11 protein-coding genes are annotated in these 14,487 nt (G+C 39.4%); 9 read left to right on the top strand and 2 right to left on the bottom strand.

Annotated elements, in window-relative coordinates:
• The first annotated feature begins 418 nt into the window (after positions 1 to 418).
• The 4 genes from dmsA to dmsD all read left to right on the top strand — a co-directional run bounded on the left by dmsA (position 419) and on the right by dmsD (position 5,131).
• Positions 419 to 2,857: a dimethylsulfoxide reductase subunit A gene (gene dmsA / locus DK866_RS06200; RefSeq protein WP_109408167.1), complete on the top strand. Its 2,439-nt coding sequence runs from the start codon at positions 419 to 421 to the stop codon at positions 2,855 to 2,857.
• Between the two features lie 11 nt (positions 2,858 to 2,868).
• On the top strand, positions 2,869 to 3,486 hold the full coding sequence (locus DK866_RS06195; RefSeq protein WP_023582154.1) for a DMSO/selenate family reductase complex B subunit: 618 nt from the start codon (positions 2,869 to 2,871) through the stop codon (positions 3,484 to 3,486).
• A 1-nt stretch (position 3,487) separates the two neighbouring features.
• On the top strand, positions 3,488 to 4,345 hold the full coding sequence (locus DK866_RS06190) for a DmsC/YnfH family molybdoenzyme membrane anchor subunit (protein WP_109408166.1): 858 nt from the start codon (positions 3,488 to 3,490) through the stop codon (positions 4,343 to 4,345).
• A 174-nt stretch (positions 4,346 to 4,519) separates the two neighbouring features.
• Positions 4,520 to 5,131 (top strand): Tat proofreading chaperone DmsD, encoded by a 612-nt coding sequence (gene dmsD / locus DK866_RS06185; RefSeq protein WP_109408165.1) that lies wholly within the window; start codon positions 4,520 to 4,522, stop codon positions 5,129 to 5,131.
• A gap of 84 nt (positions 5,132 to 5,215) precedes the next feature.
• On the opposite strand, the gene DK866_RS06180 is transcribed toward dmsD, so the two are convergent.
• Entirely contained in the window at positions 5,216 to 5,692 is a 477-nt protein-coding gene (locus DK866_RS06180) for a nucleoside deaminase (protein WP_109408164.1), read from the bottom strand.
• The gene (locus tag DK866_RS06175) at positions 5,692 to 6,378 is read right to left on the bottom strand and encodes an ankyrin repeat domain-containing protein (RefSeq protein WP_109408163.1); all 687 of its coding nucleotides are present in this window, start codon (positions 6,376 to 6,378) and stop codon (positions 5,692 to 5,694) included. Before DK866_RS06175 ends, DK866_RS06180 begins: the two co-directional genes overlap by 1 nt.
• Positions 6,379 to 6,691: 313 nt before the next feature.
• Here DK866_RS06175 and kdpA point away from each other — a divergent pair, with 313 nt between their 5' ends.
• The 5 genes from kdpA to kdpE are packed head-to-tail and all read left to right on the top strand — an operon-like array spanning position 6,692 to position 14,454.
• Positions 6,692 to 8,395, top strand: a complete 1,704-nt coding sequence (gene kdpA / locus DK866_RS06165; protein ID WP_109408161.1) for a potassium-transporting ATPase subunit KdpA — start codon at positions 6,692 to 6,694, stop codon at positions 8,393 to 8,395.
• Positions 8,396 to 8,406: 11 nt separating this feature from the next.
• On the top strand, positions 8,407 to 10,464 hold the full coding sequence (gene kdpB, locus DK866_RS06160) for a potassium-transporting ATPase subunit KdpB (RefSeq protein WP_109408160.1): 2,058 nt from the start codon (positions 8,407 to 8,409) through the stop codon (positions 10,462 to 10,464).
• Between the two features lie 9 nt (positions 10,465 to 10,473).
• Complete coding sequence (kdpC, locus tag DK866_RS06155) at positions 10,474 to 11,070, top strand: potassium-transporting ATPase subunit KdpC (RefSeq protein ID WP_109408159.1); 597 nt, start codon at positions 10,474 to 10,476, stop codon at positions 11,068 to 11,070.
• Between the two features lies 1 nt (position 11,071).
• On the top strand, positions 11,072 to 13,774 hold the full coding sequence (gene kdpD, locus DK866_RS06150) for a two-component system sensor histidine kinase KdpD (RefSeq protein WP_109408158.1): 2,703 nt from the start codon (positions 11,072 to 11,074) through the stop codon (positions 13,772 to 13,774).
• Entirely contained in the window at positions 13,771 to 14,454 is a 684-nt protein-coding gene (gene kdpE / locus DK866_RS06145; protein ID WP_109408157.1) for a two-component system response regulator KdpE, read from the top strand. The genes kdpD and kdpE overlap by 4 nt, the downstream gene beginning before the upstream one ends.
• Positions 14,455 to 14,487 lie beyond the last annotated feature (33 nt).

Raw genomic sequence — 14,487 nt, 5'->3', positions numbered from 1 at the left:
GTTAAATAATTTTATTTTAGAAAAAAATATTCCATTCATTAATTTTATTGGCAAATTATCCAGTCAAATCTGATAGATAGTACATTATTATTTCGTCTATTCTCTGTTATCAGTAACATTATAATACTTCATCAATCGTTATATATTCTATTATATAGCAATATCAATCATTTGATTAAATTTAACTAATACAAAAACTTAAGTTAACCTCAAAAACTGGTAACGCTTGTAATAAATCACTTTTCTTTGATGTAAAGCAACTACAACTTTTAGAAAATACGTAGTATCCACATTAACAGTTGGGTTTTATTACCTACGTTAAAGTGCTTATTTTTTAACAACAATAACAATAATTATTTCTCTATAAGCTTGTTGGCTTCTTTTTTCTTAAAAATATAAATAATCAAGTGAGTAATGTATGAAAAACATCAAAGAGATGGCGTTACTTTCCACTCCCTTATCTCGCCGTCGTTTTGTAAAAACAGGTGCAGCGGGTGGTTTAGCAATAACTGCTGGGGGATTATCTCTTCCCTTTAATCAAGCCATCGCCACAGAGACAAAACCGACAACGAATAGCGAAAAAGTGGTGTGGAGTGCCTGTACAGTAAACTGTGGTAGTCGGTGCCCATTACGTATGCATGTTGTTGATGGTGAAATTAAATATGTAGAAACCGACAATACGGGTAATGATATCTACGAAGAATTACACCAAGTTCGTGCCTGTTTACGTGGTCGCTCAATGCGTCGCCGTGTTTACAACCCTGACCGTTTACGCTACCCAATGAAACGTGTGGGTAAACGTGGTGAAGGTAAATTTGAACGTATTTCATGGGATGAAGCCTTTGATACGATTTCAGATACCATGAAACGTTTGATTAAAGATTATGGTAATGAATCTATTTATTTGAACTACGGCACAGGTACTTTAGGTGGCACGATGACGAAGTCATGGCCACCAGGAGCAACATTAATTGCTCGTTTAATGAATTGTTGTGGTGGTTATCTTAATCACTACGGTGATTACAGTACGGCACAAATTGCGGCTGGCTTAAATTACACCTATGGTGGTTGGGCAGATGGTAATAGCCCTTCAGATATTGAAAACACCAAACTGGTTGTAATGTTTGGTAATAATCCAGGTGAAACACGGATGAGTGGTGGCGGTGTCACCTATTACGTTGAGCAAGCCCGTGAAAAATCTGATGCACGAATGATTATCATCGATCCGCGTTATACCGATACGGGTGCAGGTCGTGAAGATGAGTGGATACCTATTCGCCCAGGAACGGATGCAGCATTAGTCAATGCCTTAGCGTATGTCATGATCAAAGAAGACTTAGTTGATAAGCCTTTCCTAGATAAATATTGCGTAGGTTATGATGAAACCACTCTACCAGAAGGTGCGCCAAAAAATGGGCACTATAAAGCCTATATTTTAGGTGACGGCGCTGACGGTCAACCTAAAACACCAGAATGGGCAGCGCAAATTACAGGTATTCCCGCTTCACGTATTGTGAAATTGGCTCGTGAAATTGCAACAGCAAAACCAGCTTATATTACACAAGGATGGGGGCCTCAACGCCGTTCTAACGGTGAACTTGCTTCTCGTGCTATTGCGATGCTCTCTATTTTGACTGGTAATGTAGGAATTAACGGTGGTAATACTGGTGCTCGCGAAGGCTCTTACAGCATTCCTTTTGTTCGTATGCCTACGTTTACTAACCCTGTCACCACCAGCATTTCCATGTTTATGTGGACGGATGCAATCTTACGTGGCCCAGAAATGACAGCAACTCGTGATGGTGTTCGTGGTAAAGACAAACTTGATGTGCCTATTAAAATGGTATGGAACTACGCAGGTAACTGTTTAGTTAACCAACATTCTGAAATCAATCGTACTCACGATATTTTGCAAGACGATAAAAAATGCGAAATGATTGTGGTGATCGATAACCATATGACAGCATCTGCTAAATATGCCGATATTTTACTTCCTGATTGCACGGCATCAGAACAGATGGATTTCTGTATGGATGCATCGGCGGGTAATATGGCGTATGTAATTTTTGCAGATCAAGCAATAAAACCTCGCTTTGAAAGCCGTAATATCTATGAAATGACCAGCGAAATTGCAAAACGCATGGGTGTAGGTGAAAAATTCACTGAAAATCGTACTCAAGAAGAATGGTTACGTCACCTTTACGAACAATCTCGTCAAAACTTACCTGAACTTCCCACTTTTGAAGAGTTCCGTACTCAAGGGATCTTCAAAAAACGTGACCCTGAAGGTCATCATGTTGCTTATCGTAAATTCCGTGATGATCCTGAAAACAACCCATTAACGACACCATCAGGTAAAATTGAGATTTATTCTTCTCAACTTGCTGACATTAAAGCGACATGGGAACTTGCATCTGACGATGTCATTGATCCACTGCCGATTTATTCTGCTGGTTTTGAAAGTTATGGTGATCCAGCAATGGAAAAATATCCATTACAAATGACGGGTTTCCACTATAAATCACGTACTCACTCAACTTATGGCAACGTAGATGTTTTAAAAGCCGCATGTCCACAAGAAATATGGATAAACCCTGTTGATGCATCAAAACGAGGCATTAAACACGGTGATTTAGTACGTATTTATAACGATCGTGGTGAAGTTAGGATCAACGCAAAAGTGACACCTCGCATTTTACCCGGTGTAGTCGGTTTAAGTGAAGGTGCTTGGTATAACCCAGATAGTAACCGCATTGATCACGCAGGTAGCATTAACGTGTTAACGACACAACGCCCTTCGCCACTTGCCAAGGGTAATCCTTCTCACAGTAATCTTGTTGAAGTCGTCAAGGCGTAAGGAGTCTGGTTATGTCAACGCAATATGGTTTTTACATTGATTCAAGTCGTTGCACCGGCTGCAAAACCTGTGAACTGGCGTGCAAGGATTTTAAAAATTTATCCCCTGAAGTCAATTTCCGTCGGATCTATGAATATGCAGGTGGCGATTGGACTGAACAAGATGGCGTTTATACACAAAATGTTTTTGCCTATTACTTATCCATTTCGTGTAACCACTGTGATGATCCTGCTTGTGCAAAAGTTTGCCCAAGTGGTGCAATGCATAAACGTGAAGATGGCTTTGTTGTCGTTAATGAAGATATTTGTATTGGTTGTCGTTATTGTCACATGGCATGTCCTTATGGCGCACCGCAATTTGATGAAGTTAAAGGTCATATGACCAAATGTGACGGTTGTTATGAGCGTGTAGCTGAAGGCAAAAAACCGATTTGTGTTGAGTCTTGTCCATTACGTGCATTAGATATGGCACCGATTGAAGAATTACGCGCTAAATACGGTGATTTAGCTGAAATCGCCCCACTTCCTTCAGCAAAATATACCAAGCCAAATATTGTCCTTAAATTAAATGCCAATAGCCGTCCTGTGGGTGATACCACCGGTCATCTGGCAAACCCAGAGGAGGTGTAAGATGGTGGGATTGCATGAATGGCCACTGATGTTCTTTACTGTTATCGGTCAAAGTGTTGCTGGCGCTTTTATTATCATGGGATGCGCTATTCTTTCGGGGAAACTTTCTCCTGAAATGAACAGAAAAGTACATTACAGCATGTTTGGTCTTTGGGTATTAATGGGTATTGGTTTCTTATTATCCATGATGCATATGGGAACCCCATTACGCGCATTTAACTCATTACTTCGTCTGGGTCACTCATCATTAAGTAATGAAATTGCCAGCGGTTCAATTTTCTTTGCTCTGGGTGGGATCTACTGGTTACTGGCTGTACTTAATAAGATGCCGGCTGCATTGGGCAAATTATGGGTCGCCCTTGTGATAGTATTAGCTGCATTATTTATTACAGCAATATCTCGCGTATACCAAATTGATACCGTTCCAACATGGTATAACAGCTACACTACATTTAATTTTGTGCTAACCGCCTTTATCTGTGGCCCTATTTTAGCGGCACTTTTACTGCGTATTGCGGGTTTTAACCTCAATTGTGTCAGTGCATTGCCATTATTAAGTGTTATCGCAATTGTTGTGAGTGCTATTGTGGCAACATCACAATGCTTTGAATTAGGCTCTATTCAAACTTCTGTACAAAAAGCCGTAGATTTAGTCCCTAACTATGGTGCTTTAATGGGAATTAAATTAGTAGCTTTAGTTTTAGGCTTAAGTTGCTGGATTGCACCACTTCTGCGTAAAAATAACCCTTCTGTTGCTTTATTAGCATTGGGCTTTATTTTAGTGTTTGCCGGTGAGTTTATCGGACGCGGTGTGTTCTACGGTTTACATATGACTGTCGGTATGGCGGTGGTTGGTTAATTAAAAACACTGCCTTTAAACCGCCGTAATAGTTAAAAAGCCCACACTTTTTATCTGTTATGGCGGTTTTCCTTTTATAATGCGGTATCACTCTTTTTTAATCTTCGTCATTATGTTTAGATAGAAAATCGCATATAGTAAAGACAATAAATCTAAGCGGATTATAAAAATATTATGGAACAACAACTTATTACTGACATTTCTCTCACTGCCCGTATTTTAGGTGCGGCATTTTATTATGCACCCACTGAAAAAAATGACATTGTCGAACTGCTGTCGAGCCCAAAGTGGATTGATGAATGGCCGTATGGCAGTGAGGAAGAGAAGCAACGTATTGCAAGTCTACTTTCACAAACCTCATTAAATGAAGAAACTTTAGCACAAGCTTATCAGCGTTTATTTGTCGGTCCTTACGCACTTCCAGCACCGCCTTGGGGCTCAGTCTATCTTGATCATGAAAATGTATTATTTGGTAATTCAACATTAGATTTACGTGAATGGATGCTAGAAAATGGCATTGATATTGCGTTAACTCAAAATGAGCCTGAAGATCACTTTGGATTAATGGTAATGATGGTGGCATGGATTGCAGAAACTCGCCCTGAAAAGCTCAATGAGCTATTAGCAGAACACCTTCTGCCATGGGCTTATCGTTATTTAGAAAAGTTATCTTTACAGGGGGCATTCCCTTATTACGAAGGTTTAGCCATGTTGGCGACATTAACGCTCAAAAGTTGGCAATCGCAGTTAAATGTGACCCCTGCTGAAAAACAATTATTTTGTTAATTAGTCATCAATAGTAAAAATAAAAAGTCCTAAAAGTATCTGATCTTATGCTGTTACTTCAATTCTCGCTTTTAGGACTTTTATTTATAGAAAAATTAGCATCTTTAAGATTGACCAATACTGATAAAGCTCAGGTTGTATTTCATTCTCAGCTTTTATCTGTACAAATTGAAGGCCTTCTTGTTGCTCTGGTACCTTTCTTAATGCTTTAGCAATACGGGCTGTCGATAATCCGTAAGGCTCTGCATCCTCATTAGAATAAGCATAAAAAATTTTAGAGATCCCCGCCATACGCATGGCTGCAAGACACATTGGGCAAGGTTGTCCACTGGCATAAACAATACAATCATCTAATTTTGTTCGCCCTAATACTTTACCTGCTTCTCGTAATGCTAATAATTCAGCATGGGCAGTGGGATCATTTGTCGTTACTATTTGATTAACAGCACTTGCAATCACTTGATCATTATTCACAATAACCGCACCAAATGGCCTTCCCCCCACTTTCACATTATCCATTGCAAGCGATATAGCTTGTTGTATAAATTGCTTATCTGACATTATTTTGCCCCCGCTTTTTCAAGTATATTAACGATGTTTGTATAGCCTTTATCTTTAGCTAAGGTTAATGGTGTGTGGCCAGAGCCATCAGCGAGGTTAACGTTAGCTCCGCCTTCAATAAGTAAAGTCACAATCTCTTCATATTTTTGGCTACCATCACCTAAAATAATAGCTTCGATTAAAGCCGTCCAACCTAAACGATTAATATGATCAACATCCACACCAGCATCAATCAATGTTTTTACTGTTTTTACATGACCTCGCTCTGAAGCAGGAATTAATGCTGTTCCACCATAACGATTAACACTTTTAAGCGAGGCACCATGCGATAACGTTAATTCTAAGATCTCCTGTAAACCTCTAGCGCCTGAATAAAGATATGGTGAATCATGAATAGCATCACGAGCATTAACATCTGCACCATGCTCAATCAGATATTTTGCAACCTCAATTTGGTTGGCATGTGTGGCCGCCATTAGCGGTGTGCGTAACTTTAGATCACGTTGTTCAATATCTGCACCTTGTTCTATCTGACGTTTTAATTCAGATAAATTTCCCTCTTGTGCCAGTGTAACTAGGTATGCCTTATCAGAATTTGCCATCGCTTTAACCATGAAGATAGATGAAATTATTAATAAGCTTAAGAAGTATAAAAACCATTTGGCCTTTAGATAGAGAGTATTCATTCAATATCCCCTAGAGAGTGCTAATTTCTATTCACTTAATTAGCATATTATTTGAACCTAACTTAGATCTAACAAAGGCATGACATTATTTCAACCAATCAAGGAGTCAATAGATCACCTATCTGCCATTTTTATACTTTTTTTACACTTCACCTATCTCTTTTATCAACATCTTTACAGACCTTTAAGTACGCTCTCTTAATCTAAATAGTAAAAGGATCGTTCTGATGGTGATATTCGGTGCTGTGACATTAGTTGTTTTGCTCACTGCTTATCTTATTTATGTGTTATTTCATGCAGAGGCATTTTAAAAATGGCAACAACAGCGTTGATATATATTGCTGTTTTTCTTATTACACTATTTGTAATGGGAAAAATGCTTGGACATTATTTAGCTCGCCTGATTGAAGGTGATTTACCTCATTGGGTTACTCAAACTGAACATGTCATTTGGCGTTGCTGTGGTTTTAAACCCGCAGGTAAGTCTATTCAGCCTATGAGTGGGTATCAGTATATGCTCGCTCTGCTTATTTTTAATTTAATGGGGGCAATTCTATTATTTGTCATACTGCTTAACCAAGGCTATTTACCGTTAAATCCCCAATTTGCCCCTAATATGAATTGGGATTTAGCACTAAATACAACTATTAGCTTTATTACAAATACTAACTGGCAAGCTTATAGCGGTGAAACTGCTGTTAGTTATTTGAGCCAAATGATGGGGCTCGCAGTACAAAACTTTTTATCTGCCACAACGGGAATTGCGGTAGCTTTTGTTTTAATTAGAGCATTAACACAATCTTCTTGTACTTCTTTAGGGAATGCTTGGGTCGATATTGGGCGTATTACATTATATGTCTTACTACCTTTAGCGATTATCTGGTCTCTGTTATTTGTCAGCCAAGGCGTGATACAAAACTTTCAACCTGCGCTATTCAGTCAAGGTCTTGATGGTCAACAACAATGGTTGCCAATGGGGCCAGTTGCTTCTCAAGAAGCAATTAAGTTATTAGGCACAAATGGCGGTGGTTTTTTTGCGGCAAACTCTGCACATCCTTATGAAAATCCAACTTCATTAAGTAACTTCTTACAAATACTCGCTATTTTTCTTATTCCTACTGCCTTATGTTTTGCCTTTGGGCGTTTAAGTGGAGTTCAGCGCCAAGGCTACACCTTACTTTGGGCAATGACGCTGATTTTTATCGTTGCCGTTGGTGTTATTACTTGGGCTGAATGGCAAGGAAATCCAGAATTTATACTCGCAGGTACCAATAGCTCACTGAATTTTGAAGGAAAAGAAACACGATTTGGAATAATTGGTAGCGCCATTTTTGTTGCTGTCACAACGGCCGCTTCTTGTGGTGCCGTTAATGCAATGCATGATTCATTAACGGCATTAGGTGGCATGGTGCCAATGTGGTTAATGCAAACAGGTGAAGTGGTTTTTGGCGGTGTAGGCTCAGGATTTTATGGCATGATCCTTTATGTATTATTAGCTGTATTTATCGCTGGCTTAATGGTTGGTCGTGCACCGGAATATCTCGGTAAAAAGATTGGTGTTGCCGAAATGAAATGGGTAGCCGTTGCCATTTTAATCTCTCCAGCTGTTGTTTTATTAGGTACCACCCTTGCGTTATTTACTGATGTTGGTCGTGAAGCCATTTTAAACCCAGGATCTCATGGCTTTAGCGAAGTGTTATATGCTTTTACTTCTGCTGCGAATAATAACGGTAGTGCCTTTGCTGGGCTCAATGTCAATTCACCTTTTTATAATCTGTTATTAGGTATCACAATGCTCATTGGTCGCTTTGGTGTCATGTTACCTGTTTTTGCTATTGCTGGTAGTTTAGCGGTGAAAAAACGTCAACCAGAAAGCTTGGCGACACTTTCTACCACTTCACCACTGTTTATTTTTTTATTGATCCTCACGGTATTAATGATCGGTGCTTTGACCTTTGTTCCAGCATTAGCACTTGGCCCTATTGCAGAACACTTACAGCTGTTTTGGGCTAAATAAGGAAACGTATCATGAAAACAACGCAACTTTTTGACAGAAAAACCGTGATGTCGGCTTTCTTTGATGCAATAAAAAAATGCACACCTCAAGCACAATGGCGTAACCCCGTTATGTTTATTGTTTATGTAGGTGCGCTTTTAACTACCGGAATTTGGATTGCTTCGCTATTAGGATATCTCCCTAGTGATAATCATTTTACTTCACAAGTTATGTTTTGGTTATGGGTGACATTGTTGTTTGCCAATTTTGCTGAATCATTAGCAGAAAGCCGAAGTAAAGCACAAGCAGCCAGTTTACGTGGTGCGAAACAACAATCCAAAGCAGTGCGTTTGCATCACGCTGACATCAATGCACCGAAAGAAACCGTTGATTCTTTTTCATTACATAAAGGTGATATTGTTTTAGTCAACGCGGGTGAAGTTATTCCTTGTGATGGCGAAGTAATTGAAGGTGGTGCTTCAGTTGATGAAAGTGCTATTACGGGTGAGTCCGCACCTGTGATCCGTGAATCAGGTGGTGATTTTTCTTCTGTCACTGGAGGTACTCGTGTGTTATCCGATTGGTTGATCATTCGTTGTACTGCAGAAGCGGGGAATTCATTTCTCGATCGCATGATTGGAATGGTTGAAGGCGCTAAACGCAGAAAAACACCAAATGAAGTGGCTTTAACTATTTTATTAACAGCGCTCACACTTATTTTCTTATTAGCCTGCATCACCCTTTACCCGTTTAGTGTTTTCGCTGTCGAATTTCAAGGCCATGGCGACGTTATTTCAGTAGTAACCTTGATTGCTTTGTTAGTATGTCTGATCCCTACCACGATAGGTGGGTTGCTTTCATCGATTGGTGTTGCAGGTATGAGTCGAATGCTAGATGCAAATGTTATCGCAACTAGTGGTCGTGCTGTTGAAGCGGCTGGCGATGTTGACGTTTTACTACTTGATAAAACAGGCACCATTACGTTAGGTAATCGCCAAGCATCTCGTTTTATACCCCTCTCAGGGATCGGCGAAAAACAACTTGCTGATGCTGCACAGTTAAGTTCTCTTGCAGATGAAACACCAGAAGGTAGAAGTATCGTGATCCTCGCTAAACAACGTTTTAATTTACGTGAGCGTGATTTAGCATCAATGGGAGCTTCTTTTATTCCTTTTTCTGCAATGACACGAATGAGTGGTGTCAATATTGGGGAGCGCTTGATCCGCAAAGGTTCTGTTGATGCTATTCGTCGTCATATTGAAGTTAGTCACGGCCATTTTCCTGATGAAGTCACCGCTATAGTCGAACAAGTAGCAAGAGCTGGTGGAACACCACTAGTGGTCGTTGAAAATCAGAAAATTTTAGGTGTGGTTGAACTTAAAGATATTGTGAAAGGCGGTATTAAAGAACGTTTTGCCCAACTTCGCCAAATGGGGATAAAAACCGTCATGATCACCGGTGATAATCATCTTACGGCAGCAGCTATCGCAGCAGAATCTGGTGTTGATGACTTCCTCGCAGAAGCAACACCAGAGGCAAAATTAGCATTAATTCGTCAATATCAATCAGAAGGTCGATTAGTCGCAATGACAGGTGATGGTACTAATGATGCCCCTGCATTAGCACAAGCCGATGTTGCTGTTGCGATGAATTCAGGTACTCAAGCCGCTAAAGAAGCAGGCAATATGGTTGATTTAGACTCTAATCCAACAAAATTAATCGAAGTTGTGCATATTGGCAAACAAATGCTAATGACACGAGGTGCGTTAACTACTTTTAGTATTTCCAATGATATTGCTAAATATTTTGCCATTATTCCAGCAGCCTTTGCCGTCACTTATCCTCAACTCAATATGCTTAATGTGATGAATTTGCATTCACCCGTATCGGCAATGCTATCTGCGGTTATTTTTAATGCCTTAATTATTGTTTTCTTGATCCCACTTGCACTTAAAGGTGTGAATTACCGTCCAGTATCAGCACATGTATTACTTCGTCGTAATCTTTCCTTATACGGGATCAGCGGGCTATTAGTACCATTTATTGGTATTAAAGTTATCGATATGATTTTAGCGCTTATTGGGTTTTAGGAGTTATATATGCCTCTATTTCGTTCATCATTAGTAATGTTATTATTACTTACACTAATAACAGGGCTGGCCTATCCTCTTTTAGTAACGGGATTAGCTAACTTAATATTCCCATGGCAAGCGAAGGGTTCTCTTATTTATCAAGATAACACGCTCATTGGCTCTGAATTAATTGGTCAACAATTTAATCGAACCGATTATTTTAAAAGCCGTCCTTCAATGACTACAGAAATGCCTTATAACAGTATGGCATCAGGTGCTAGCCAATTGGCAGTTTCTAATCCTTTATTACTAAATGAAATCGTAAAACGTGTTCAAACATGGCAAAAAAACGTTGGTAATCATCATATAGTACCCGTGGATTTAGTAACTGCATCAGGAAGTGGGCTTGATCCACATATTTCATTACAAGCAGCCTATTACCAAGTTGAAAATATTGCACAGTTACGTCAATTTTCAAAAAATGAAATAGAACAATTAATAAAAAACAACACGATATCTCCATTAATGTCATTTATGGGAGAGCCTGTTGTGAATGTATTTATGCTGAATCAAGCACTTGATAAATTAAGTGCTGAAAAACAACAGAAAGCGAGTATTCAATAGAATGGAACACGATCAACAATGGCAACGCCCTTCTCCTGATGATTTACTCGCTTCAACGCGAACAACAACTCGTGGGCGTTTAAAAATATTTTTTGGTGCTTGTGCTGGCGTAGGGAAAACCTACGCCATGTTGCAAGAAGCTCAACGCCTCCACCAGCAAGGTATAGATATTATTGTTGGCGTGGTTGAAACACATCAACGCCAAGAAACTGCAGCATTATTAAGTGGATTGCCGGTATTGCCACCACAACGTATTCATTATCATGGTAGAAAATTAACGGCATTTGATTTAGATGCCGCTTTAGCAAGGCACCCTGCGGTGATCTTAATGGATGAATTAGCATTTAGTAATCCTCATAAATGCCGACATCCTAAACGCTGGCAAGATATTGAAGAGTTATTGGATGCAGGTATTGATGTTCTTGCTACGATAAATGTACAACATATTGAAAGTCTTAATGATATTGTTGGTAGTATTACCGGCATTCGAGTTCAAGAAACAATCCCTGACTATATTTTTGATAGTGCCGATGAAGTAGTTATGGTGGATTTACCACCTGACGATTTACAACAGCGATTACACGAAGGCAAAGTGTATATTGCAGGACAAGCCGAGCGTGCAATAGAACACTTTTTTCGTAAAGGTAATTTAATTGCCTTGCGTGAATTAGCTTTACGCCGTATGGCCGATCGTGTTGATACACAAGTTAAAGAATTTCGTGATAGTCAAGGAACAGCCCCAGTCTGGCACACTACAGATAGTTTAATGGTTTGCCTGGGGGCTCATGGTGGTAATGATAAATTAGTTCGTACAGCGGCACGTTATGCGGCTGCTTTTGGTTGCCAATGGCATGCCATTTATGTTGAAACACCTAAACTTCACCAAATTGGAGAACATAAACGCCGAGCAATTTTACATTCATTAAAGCTGGCCCAACATCTTGGTGCAAGAACCGCGATCCTCTCCGACAATCATGCAGAAAAAGCGGTGATCCGTTATGCTAGAGAGCATAATTTAGGAAAAGTCATTATTGGACAGCGCACTTATCAAAAGTGGCAGTGGCTAAAACGTTGGATACGTATGCGTTTTGCTGAAAAATTAGCGCGATACGCTCCCGACCTCCATGTTATCAGCGTTGCACTTAGTGATGAGGAGCTTCGTTACAAAACTAAAATACCACAACTGCAAAATGATAAATGGCGACAAAATCTAAAAGGTTATCTCACAGCCATTGGATTATGTTTAGTAATAACTTTATTTTCTCGTACTTTTCTATTAGCACTTGATAAGGCCAATTTAGTCACACTTTATTTATTGGGTGTTGTATTAATCGCGCTCTTTTTTGGCCGCCGCCCTTCCATTTTTGCCGCATTAATTAATGTTATTAGCTTTGACCTATTCTTTGTACAGCCTCACTTTTCTCTCGCTGTCTTAGATATGCAGTATTTAATTACATTTACTGTAATGCTTATTGTTGGGCTAGTAGTGGGAAATTTAACCGCAGGTATGCGTTATCAAACACGAGTTGCACGTTATCGAGAACAACGCACTCGCCATTTATTTGAAATGACTAGAGAACTTAGTCGCGCTGTAACGTTACAAGAAATAGCTCAGACAAGTTATCATTTTCTATCAAGTGCATTTGACGCCAAAGTTTGTTTACTTGTTCCCAATAAACAAGACGAATTAACTCCTTTTCATGCTCAAGGAATGGGGCATTTACCTCTTGATAATGCAATTGCGCGTTGGTGTTATGACAAAGACCAGATTGCTGGCGCAGGCACAGATACGCTTCCAAGTGTGCCTTATCAATTACACCCTATTACGGCATCTCAACAAGTTTTGGCTATTTTAGCCATTGAACCCAATAATCTTCGCCAGCTACTTATTCCTGAACAACAACAGTTATTACAAACGTTTAATGGACTGATTGCCAATGCACTTGAGCGATTACAACAGGCAGAAATAGCCGAACAATCACGAATTAATATAGAACGAGAACAATTACGAAATGCCCTCTTAGCGGCTCTTTCTCATGATTTAAAAACCCCTCTTACTGTGCTTTTTGGTCAATCTGAGATTTTACTTCTAGATTTAAGTGCCGAAGGTTCATCACACACTGAGCAAGTGAACCAAATTCGACAGCAAATTCTCACAACTTCACGATTAGTCAATAACTTACTGGATATGGCTCGGTTCCAATCAGGTGGATTCCATGTCAATTTACAATGGAACTCACTACAAGAAATTACAGGAAGTGCCATTCGTTCACTCTCTTATTTACTAGATAAGCATCCATTACAAATTGATATTTCAGCCGAGCTATTGCTTTACTGTGATAGCAATTTAATTGAACGAGTTATCACTAATTTGCTAGAAAATGCGGTTAAATACACAGCATCAAACACGAAGTTAGGCATAAAATCCTACACAGAAGAAACAAAAATTCATGTTGAAATTTGGGATGAAGGTCATGGTATTCCCAGTGATCAGCTACAGCTTATTTTCAATAAATTTTCACGCGCAGTAAAAGAATCGGCTATTCCTGGCGTTGGATTAGGTTTAGCGATTTGCAATGCGATTATTCGCTTACATGAAGGTGAAATTTGGGCTGAAAACAATAAAAAAGGTGGAGCAAGTTTCCACTTTGTTTTACCTTTAAAATCACTCCCTGATATTGATGAGATTGAAATAAAACAGTGACTCCATATAACATTTTAATTGTTGAAGATGAAAAAGAGATCTTACGCTTTGTTCGGCTAGCATTAGAGAACGAAGGTTTTCGTGTTTATGAGGCTTCTGAATGTCAACGAGGGTTAATTGAAGCGGCATCAAGAAAACCTGATTTGGTTATTCTTGATCTCGGTTTACCAGATAAAGACGGACTCTATTTTATTCAAGATTTTCGCCAATGGAGTAGTACGCCGGTGATCGTCCTTTCTGCAAGAGATGGTGAACAAGATAAAGTAAACGCACTTGATGCTGGAGCTGATGATTATCTAACGAAACCTTTTGGCATTAGTGAACTACTTGCCAGAGTAAGGGCTTCACTACGTCGTTTTGTAAAACAAGAAACTGAAAACACACAATTTACCTTTGGTGATATTACTATCGATTGGGTTAATCGCATTGTCACACGCCAAAATGAACAGGTTCATTTAACACCAACAGAATTTCGCTTACTGAGTGAACTGGTTAATAACAGTGGTAAAGTGCTTACTCAACGACATTTAATGCAACATGTTTGGGGACCTAACTTTGTCGAGCATAGCCATTATTTACGTATTTATATGGGGCATTTGCGTCAAAAATTAGAAACCGACCCCACATGTCCTGTACACTTAATAACAGAAACAGGGATCGGTTATCGATTTATGCCATGACTGACATTATTAGAGGATGGGTAAAGTTAATCT

Source organism: Proteus genomosp. 4 str. ATCC 51469, assembly GCF_003144375.1.
Lineage (GTDB): Bacteria > Pseudomonadota > Gammaproteobacteria > Enterobacterales > Enterobacteriaceae > Proteus.
The sequence above is the reverse complement of the archived record's forward strand: the minus strand, read 5'-3'. Positions and strand labels throughout refer to the sequence as shown.